This is a genomic window from Pseudomonas sp. EGD-AK9 (assembly GCF_000465935.2).
In the GTDB taxonomy this organism is placed as follows: domain Bacteria; phylum Pseudomonadota; class Gammaproteobacteria; order Pseudomonadales; family Pseudomonadaceae; genus Aquipseudomonas.
The window spans coordinates 1-6,580 of sequence record NZ_AVOF01000187.1; the positions used below are offsets into that span (position 1 = coordinate 1).

7 protein-coding genes are annotated in these 6,580 nt (G+C 66.6%); 2 read left to right on the plus strand and 5 right to left on the minus strand.

Annotated elements, in window-relative coordinates:
- Together N878_RS10205 and N878_RS10210 are read right to left on the minus strand one after the other, a co-directional pair.
- A partial coding sequence (locus N878_RS10205; protein ID WP_021443559.1) for an alpha/beta hydrolase occupies positions 1–335 on the minus strand: 335 nt, incomplete at its 3' end.
- 57 nt (positions 336–392) lie between these two features.
- Positions 393–1,193, minus strand: a complete 801-nt coding sequence (locus tag N878_RS10210; RefSeq protein WP_021443560.1) for an alpha/beta fold hydrolase — start codon at positions 1,191–1,193, stop codon at positions 393–395.
- 178 nt (positions 1,194–1,371) lie between these two features.
- On the opposite strand from N878_RS10210, the gene N878_RS10215 reads away from it, so the two are divergent.
- Complete coding sequence (locus N878_RS10215; RefSeq protein WP_021443561.1) at positions 1,372–1,992, plus strand: TetR/AcrR family transcriptional regulator; 621 nt, start codon at positions 1,372–1,374, stop codon at positions 1,990–1,992.
- Here the strand turns inward: N878_RS10215 and N878_RS10220 are convergent.
- Together N878_RS10220 and N878_RS10225 are read right to left on the minus strand one after the other, a co-directional pair.
- Positions 1,989–3,341: a DUF1329 domain-containing protein gene (locus N878_RS10220; protein ID WP_021443562.1), complete on the minus strand. Its 1,353-nt coding sequence runs from the start codon at positions 3,339–3,341 to the stop codon at positions 1,989–1,991. The two genes, N878_RS10215 and N878_RS10220, sit on opposite strands and share 4 nt — an antisense overlap.
- Positions 3,342–3,352: 11 nt before the next feature.
- Positions 3,353–5,101 carry a DUF1302 domain-containing protein gene (locus N878_RS10225; RefSeq protein WP_177342890.1) on the minus strand — a complete coding sequence of 583 codons (1,749 nt, stop codon included), beginning with the start codon at positions 5,099–5,101 and terminating at the stop codon, positions 3,353–3,355.
- A 232-nt stretch (positions 5,102–5,333) separates the two neighbouring features.
- Between N878_RS10225 and N878_RS10230 the strand changes: the two genes are divergently transcribed.
- Positions 5,334–6,170 (plus strand): alpha/beta hydrolase-fold protein, encoded by an 837-nt coding sequence (locus N878_RS10230; RefSeq protein WP_021443564.1) that lies wholly within the window; start codon positions 5,334–5,336, stop codon positions 6,168–6,170.
- A gap of 13 nt (positions 6,171–6,183) precedes the next feature.
- Here N878_RS10230 and N878_RS10235 read toward each other — a convergent pair.
- Positions 6,184–6,580 (minus strand): GTP-binding protein (locus N878_RS10235; protein ID WP_021443565.1); only part of this gene is annotated, 397 nt, incomplete at its 5' end.

A 6,580-nucleotide genomic window follows, 5' to 3' on the forward strand; every position in this document is an offset into this window, starting at 1 on the left:
AGGCTGGTCAGTACGCCGCCGAAGCTGTGCCCGAGGGCGAAGCGCGGCACCGCGCCGAACGGCGCGCGCAGCGCCTCGAAGGCCTCCAGCGCCAGCTCGGCGCTGCGGTTCCAGCCGTGGAAGCGGCCGCCGTGATCGCTGTCGCCATGGCCCTGCACGTCGCACAGCCAGAGGTCGAAGTCCTCGGCCAGCCGCGCCAGCATCGGCTCGTAGACCCGCCCGCAGTAGCCGTTGCCGTGCAGGAAATGCAGCAGCGGCTTGCCCGAGGGCGGGCTGTGCCAGCCGCGCAGGGTGAAGCCGGCGGAACAGGAATGGGACCAGGGAAGCAGTTGCATAGAGGACCAGCCGCAGCCAATGACGGCTGGCCAGTGTAGCGGCGCGCCGGCGCCGCGTCAGGCCAGCACGGGCGGCGAATGTTCGGCGATAAAGGCCTGCAGCAACTGGTTGAGGCGCTGCGGCTGGTCCAGCGGGGTGGCGTGGCCGGAATCCTCGATTACCTCCAGGCGGGCGTTGCGCAACTGGGCGACATAGGCGCGCTTGTAGGCCAGCGGCGTGTAGTCGCGGTCGCCGGCCACCACCAGCAGCGGGGTGTCCGCCTGCGCCGCCCGCGGCAAGGCGCTCCAGCCGGGAATGGCGCGCATCGCGTGCAGGTAGGAGGTGCGGTCGTTACCGGCGATGCGCTCGATCAGCTGCTCGCGCAGCGCCTGCTGCTCGGCCTTGGGAAACAGCTTACCGGCCAGCAGCCGCGCCAGCGTCGGCAGGCCGAGCGCGCGCACCAGCAGCAGGCGCAGGCCGACCTGGGCGCGGATCTTCCAACTGTCCAGCGGAAAGCTCGGCGCGCTGTTGACCACCGCCGCCGCGCGCAGCAGCTCGGGGTGATCGGCGAGCAGCTGGAAGGTGAGCATGCCGCCCATGGAGATGCCGACCAGGACGCACGGCTCGATATCCAGGGCGCGGATGAAGTCGGCCACATCCGCCGCCAGCTCGGCCAGGCTCACCGGCGCACGCAGCGGTGCGCTCTGGCCATGGCCGCGCAGGTCCAGGGCATAGACCCGATAGTGCCGGGCCAGGTGCTCGATCTGCGGTTGCCAGTCGAGCGAGGAAGAGCCCAGGCCATGCAGCAACAGCACGGCCGGGCCCTGGCCGCGGCAAACATAGGCGATGCGTCCACTGGGTAGATGCAGATAGTCCATAGCTCACTCGACTCCTTAATTAACGACAAACAATAAAGTGCCCTGACTCGCAATAAAGGAATCATCCACCGGGCGTTAATCCATCAACTTTCCAGACAACTTTCTAATAATGGAGCGGTTATTTGCCTTGACTTGCCAAACCCCCTAGAATCGGCCCGTGCCGGTTCGAGAATTGATCATGTACAGCATCGCCAGCCCTACCCAGGCACGCAGCAAAAAGGCTCTGGAACGCTTCCTCAACGTCGCCGCCGAGCTGCTCGCCAACGACAGCTTCGAAGACACCGGCATTTCCCAGATCGCCCAGCTGGCCGAATCCTCGGTGGGCACCTTCTATCGCCTGCTGGGCGACAAGGACGTGCTGCTGTACGCCGTGCACGAGCGCTTCATCGAGCAGAGCGGCAGCGCCATCGACACCCTCGCCGAGCAGCTGGCACATGCCGAAACGCCTTTGCAGGCGCGCGTCACGGCCTTTATCCAGGGCCTGGTGCGCCAGTTCGAAGGCAGCGAGGGTCTGCTCCGCGCACTGATCCGGCGCAGCTCGGCGGACCTGCGTTTCCGCCAGCGCTTCCATCAGCTCAATGCCCATATCGGTCAGACCTTCTGCCGTATCGCCCTGGCCAACCCGGCCGAACTGGGCCACCCCAATCCCGCCCAGGCGGCCGATCTGTGCGCCCATCTGCTGCTGGCCGGGATGAACTACTTCACCATGGTCGGCAGCCTCGGCACGACGCCCAGGGAAGTTGTGCCAGAGGAACTTTCCCGGCTTATCTGCAATTACCTGAAAGTTGCCGAAAGTTAACGCACGCTGTCCCTTCTAAGTTGCGCCGGGGTGAAGTCGGTGGGTTTCAGGGCAATATCGAACTGATCCGCCGGCTCCTCGTTGGACAGAATGCCGATGACATAACGGCCGCCGATCAGGTCGTATATTGCGTCGCCCTTGGTCCACACCAGTGGCTGATCGTAATAGTTGATGGTGTAGGACTCGCCGAGGCGCCAGAGGTTGTCGCGGTTGTCGTAGTGATCGACCAGCAGGATCTGGTAGCTGTCCTCGTCGAAGTAGAAGTCGCGGCGCTTGTACTGGTGGCGCTGGCCGGCCTTCAGCGTGGCGCGCACGTGCCAGACGCGGTGCAGCTCGTAACGCAGCAGCTCGGGATTGACGTGGCCGCGCTGGACGATGTCGCTGTACTTGTTGCTCTTGGCGGCGAAGCGGTAGCTGTTGTAGGGCACCAGCATTTCCCGCTTGCCCAGCAGCTGCCAGCCGTACTTGTCCGGCGCGCCGGAGAACATGTCGAAGTTGTCGGTGGTGCGCATGCCCTCGGAGGCGGTGCCGGGCGAGTCGTAGGCGACGTTCGGCGTGCGCCGCACGCGGCGCTGGCCGGCGGCGTAGAGCCAGGCCAGACGCGGCTCCTTGACCTGGTTGACGGTCTCGTGAACCAGCAGCTCGGTACCGGCCAGGCGCGCCGGCGCCAGCACCGACTGGCGGAAGTAGAACAGCACGTTGCCGTTGCCCTTGCTGAGATCGCCGGCGTCCTGGTTGAACAGGAACAGGTCCTCGATGCGGGTCATGAAGTAGTCGCCGCTGGCGTGCGGCACGGCCTGGGCGTAGTAGCGTTTGACGCTGTCGCCGCGGTAGCGCACCAGGTGGTTCCACAGCACCTCCAGGCCCGACTGGGGAATGGGAAAGGGCGTGGCCAGCTGGAAGTCGGCGATGCCGTTGCCGTTCTCGATCAGCTTGGCTGTCGTGGCGTTGGTCTTGACCGCGGCGTACACCTTGTCCGGGTAGGACGCCGAGCGCCGGGTCGGGTAGACCTTGAGCTTCCAGCTGTCGTGGTAGCGCTGCAGCATGGCCAGCTGACCGGGGCTGAGCTGCTCGCGGTACTGCTGGGCATTGGCCTGGGTCACGGTGAACAGCGGCTGGTCGGCGGCGAAGGGGTCCTTGTAGCCGAGCTTGGCGTCGAAGGCGCCGCTGTCCTTGGCCAGGCCGCCGTCCCAGGCGGGAATGCTGCCGGCGGCATTGCCGGCGCGCTCGGCCCCCATGGGGGTGAGATCCTGGCCGAGCCGCGCGGCCTGCGCGGCGTCGACCTGGGCCATGGCCGGCGCGGCTGCCAGCAGGGCGAAGGCCAGCAGGGTGATATTCAGACGATGCATGGCGTTCCCTCTCAGAAGCTGTATTTGACGTTGAGGCTCAGGTAGTCGCGGTCGGTGCGCTTGTTCGACAGGCCGCCGCCGCTGTAGCCGACGTAGCGGGCGCCGACCGTGAAAGCCTCCTGATAGATGGCGTCGAGGCCCAGCGACCAGCTCTGCGCTTCCTCGTCGAGGCCGTTGGTGAGCTGAGGGGCGACGCCGTTGATGCTGTACTGGTAGCTGAGGCTGGGCGCCAGGGTGACCAGGTTGAACACGTTGCTGTAGGTCAGCTGCAGGCTGGCCTGGGCGCCGTAGGCGCTGCTGGTGGCCTCGTAGTAGTCGACGTCCGACTCCAGGCCCTGCACCCGGCTGGCCACCAGTTCGCTGAACAGGGTCGCGGAGTTGGCGCCGAGCAGGCCGGTGAAGTTGTAGATGGCCGACAGCGAGGCCTGGACCATGTCCTTCTCGCGGTAGCCGTCCAGCCGCGTGCCCACCGGCAGGCCGGCGAGGTTGCCGAACAGGGCGTCCGGCAGGTACTCGCCCAGGCCCAGGGCGATCGGCGTGTCCGGCCGGTAGCTCAGCTCGCCGGCCAGCGACAGGCCGTTGAAGATGCTGTCGCCGCCGACCGAGGTGTTGAAGCTGACGCCGAACAGGTCGCGCTTCTCCAGGTATTCGGCGTAGTAGCGCGAGCTGCTGGCGTCCGGCAGCAGGCCGACCACCGGCACCAGTACCGGCTGGCCGACGGTGAGGCCGATCATCGGCACCTGCATGTTGTAGCGCAGGTAGTAGAAACCCAGTTCGGTGTCGTTCAGCTGCGGCACGTACCAGCGCAGGGCCACGCCGTACTGGGGCGAGTCGTCGCCGTCGATGTCCTGCGCCCGCGGCATGAAGGTGCGCGGCAGGTAGCCGCGGATCAGCTCGTTGACGAAGCCGGGGCCGAGCGCCTCGCCGTAGGCCGCGGCCACGGCCGGGCTGTCGAAGGCAGTACCGAGAATAGCCTCCTGCAGCGGCGCCACCGACAGGTAGTTGCAGCCCTCGCCGAGCACGTCGAGGGTCGAGTAGTAGGTGCCGCAGGGGTCGATCTTCGAAGCTTCCCAGGCCTTGCCCGGCTGCCAGTAGCCCTCGATGCTGAGGTTGTCGCGCAGTTCGAAGGAGGCATAGACCATGGCGGTCGGCATATAGGCCTCCTTGATCTCCGAACCCGGGGCGCGTAGCGCGTTGATGTCCACCGGGTTGGTGGCGCCGATGCCGTTCTGATAGAACAGCGACTCGCCCCAGTTGATCACCTGGCGGCCGAGACGGGCGTTCAGCGCACGCTCGCCGACGGTCCAGCTGCCGTAGACGAAGGCGTCGAGCAGGTCGGCGCTGGAGCCGGCTTCGTCGAGGCCGGCGTCGCTGATCTGGCGATGGCGACGCTCGTCGTCCTCGAGCTCGAAGTCGTAGAAGGCGCGGCCGCGAACGAACAGGCCGTATTGTTCCCGATAGCGCAGGTCCAGCTCGGAGACGGCCTTGACCACCTCGGAGAACAGCTCGCCCTTCTTGAAGTTGAGGTTGCCGTCGTCGGAGTTGATCAGCGCCGTGTTGTCGCCCGTGCCGCCGTTGGCGCGGGCGATCAGCTTGCTGTCCTGCCCCTCCATGCGGTAGCTGACGCCGTAGGACAGGGTGGTGTCCAGCGACACGCCCCAGTCGCCATGACGGGTCTGAAACCCCTGCGCCACGCCGAATGGCAGCGCCCCGAGCAATGCCAGGCCGGCTGCCGCCAGGCCCCTTCCTTGATGTGCCACGATGACCTCCAGCTGTTGTTTTTATCGGAATCGGAACATCGGTTCCGAATAAACTAGTACGCTGGTTTCAGCCTGGCAAGCCCCCGGTTCTATTTTTCTCTTCTCCGCAGCGCTCAAGCCCGCCGCATTCGCCTGCAGGCCAGGATTGGCGCGGCCTGCAGTGCTTGACGGAATCGGAATTCCTGTTTCAATTCGATGCGCGGTACCCATAACAACAACGGAGAATTCCGCCATGTCCCGTCTTCGCACCGCCTTTCTCTGCCTGCTGTTGCTGTCCCTGTCCACCCTCCAGGCCCAGGCCGCCTCGCGCTGCAGCGAGCGCGCCAAGAGCCTGCTGCTGCCGGCCAAGGTCAGTTGCAGCTATCAGTCCGCCTGGATCGATTCCGGCCTGGTCGGCCAGCGCCAGGTGATCTACCAGACGCCGCTGGGCACGCCGCCGGCCGCCGGCTGGCCGGTGGTGCTGATCTACCAGGGCTCGTTCTTCCCGCTCGACGACTTCACCTACTACAGCAATATGCCGTTCGGCGGCTTCTACGAGGGCAAGCTGATCCAGCGCCTGCTCGACAACGGCTACGCGGTGGTTGCGCCGAGCGCACCGGCCGATCTGTTCTGGCAGACCAATATCCCCGGGCTGGCGCAGCACTATGAGCTGAGCACCGACTACGACTTTCTCGGCAACGTGCTGGAGGCCATCGCCGCCGGCCATTTCGGCCCGCTCGACGCCAGCCGCCAGTACGCCACCGGCATCTCCAGTGGCGGCTACAACAGCAGCCGCATGGCGGTGTCCTTCCCCGGCCGATTCAAGGCGCTGGCGATCCAGTCCGGCTCCTACGCCACCTGCTCCGGGCCGCTGTGCAGCGTGCCGACGCTGCCGGCCGACCATCCGCCGACCCTGTTCGTGCACGGCTTCGTCGACCTCACCGTGCCCTGGTGGAGCATGGAGCTGTACTACGACCGCCTGCTCCATCAGGGCATACCAACCGCGCGGCATACCGAGGCGCTGGGCGGGCACGAGTGGTTCGCCAGCTCGCCGGGCAAGATCCTCGCCTGGTTCCAGAGTTATCCCTGACCGCTAACGCGGTCTACGAGACGCGGCAGGCAGCCAGGCCGGCGCGCAGGGCTGCGGCATCCTGCGCTTCGCTGAAGATCAGCTCCAGGCGTGAGTCCTTGCGCCATTCGCTGCAGCGCCAGCCCTCGCCGGCCTGGCCGTGCAGGGCATTGAGCGAGCGCCAGCCGTCTTCGCCGTGCAGCACCGCCTTGGCCCGGCGCCAGTCCAGGCCGTCCAGCCAGCGCTGCACCTGGAGCAGGTCGAAGCGCTGGCTCGGGTGCCAGCGCCAGCCGATGCTCCAGCCTTCGGCCTGATCCTGGATCAGGCAGATGGGTTCATCCGGCGTACGCCACAGCTGCGGCAGGGGCGCTGCGGCGCTGGGCAGTACGGCGGCGCCCGGGTTGCCGGCCTGCGCGGAGCGGCCCGGCAGC

What these genes read in the sequence shown, in the direction of transcription:
- N878_RS10210 (WP_021443560.1), bottom strand. Translation starts at nt 1,193, where the DNA reads ATGGACTATCTGCATCTACCCAGTGGACGCATCGCCTATGTTTGCCGC.
- N878_RS10215 (WP_021443561.1), top strand. Translation starts at nt 1,372, where the DNA reads ATGTACAGCATCGCCAGCCCTACCCAGGCACGCAGCAAAAAGGCTCTG.
- N878_RS10220 (WP_021443562.1), bottom strand. Translation starts at nt 3,341, where the DNA reads ATGCATCGTCTGAATATCACCCTGCTGGCCTTCGCCCTGCTGGCAGCC.
- N878_RS10230 (WP_021443564.1), top strand. Translation starts at nt 5,334, where the DNA reads ATGTCCCGTCTTCGCACCGCCTTTCTCTGCCTGCTGTTGCTGTCCCTG.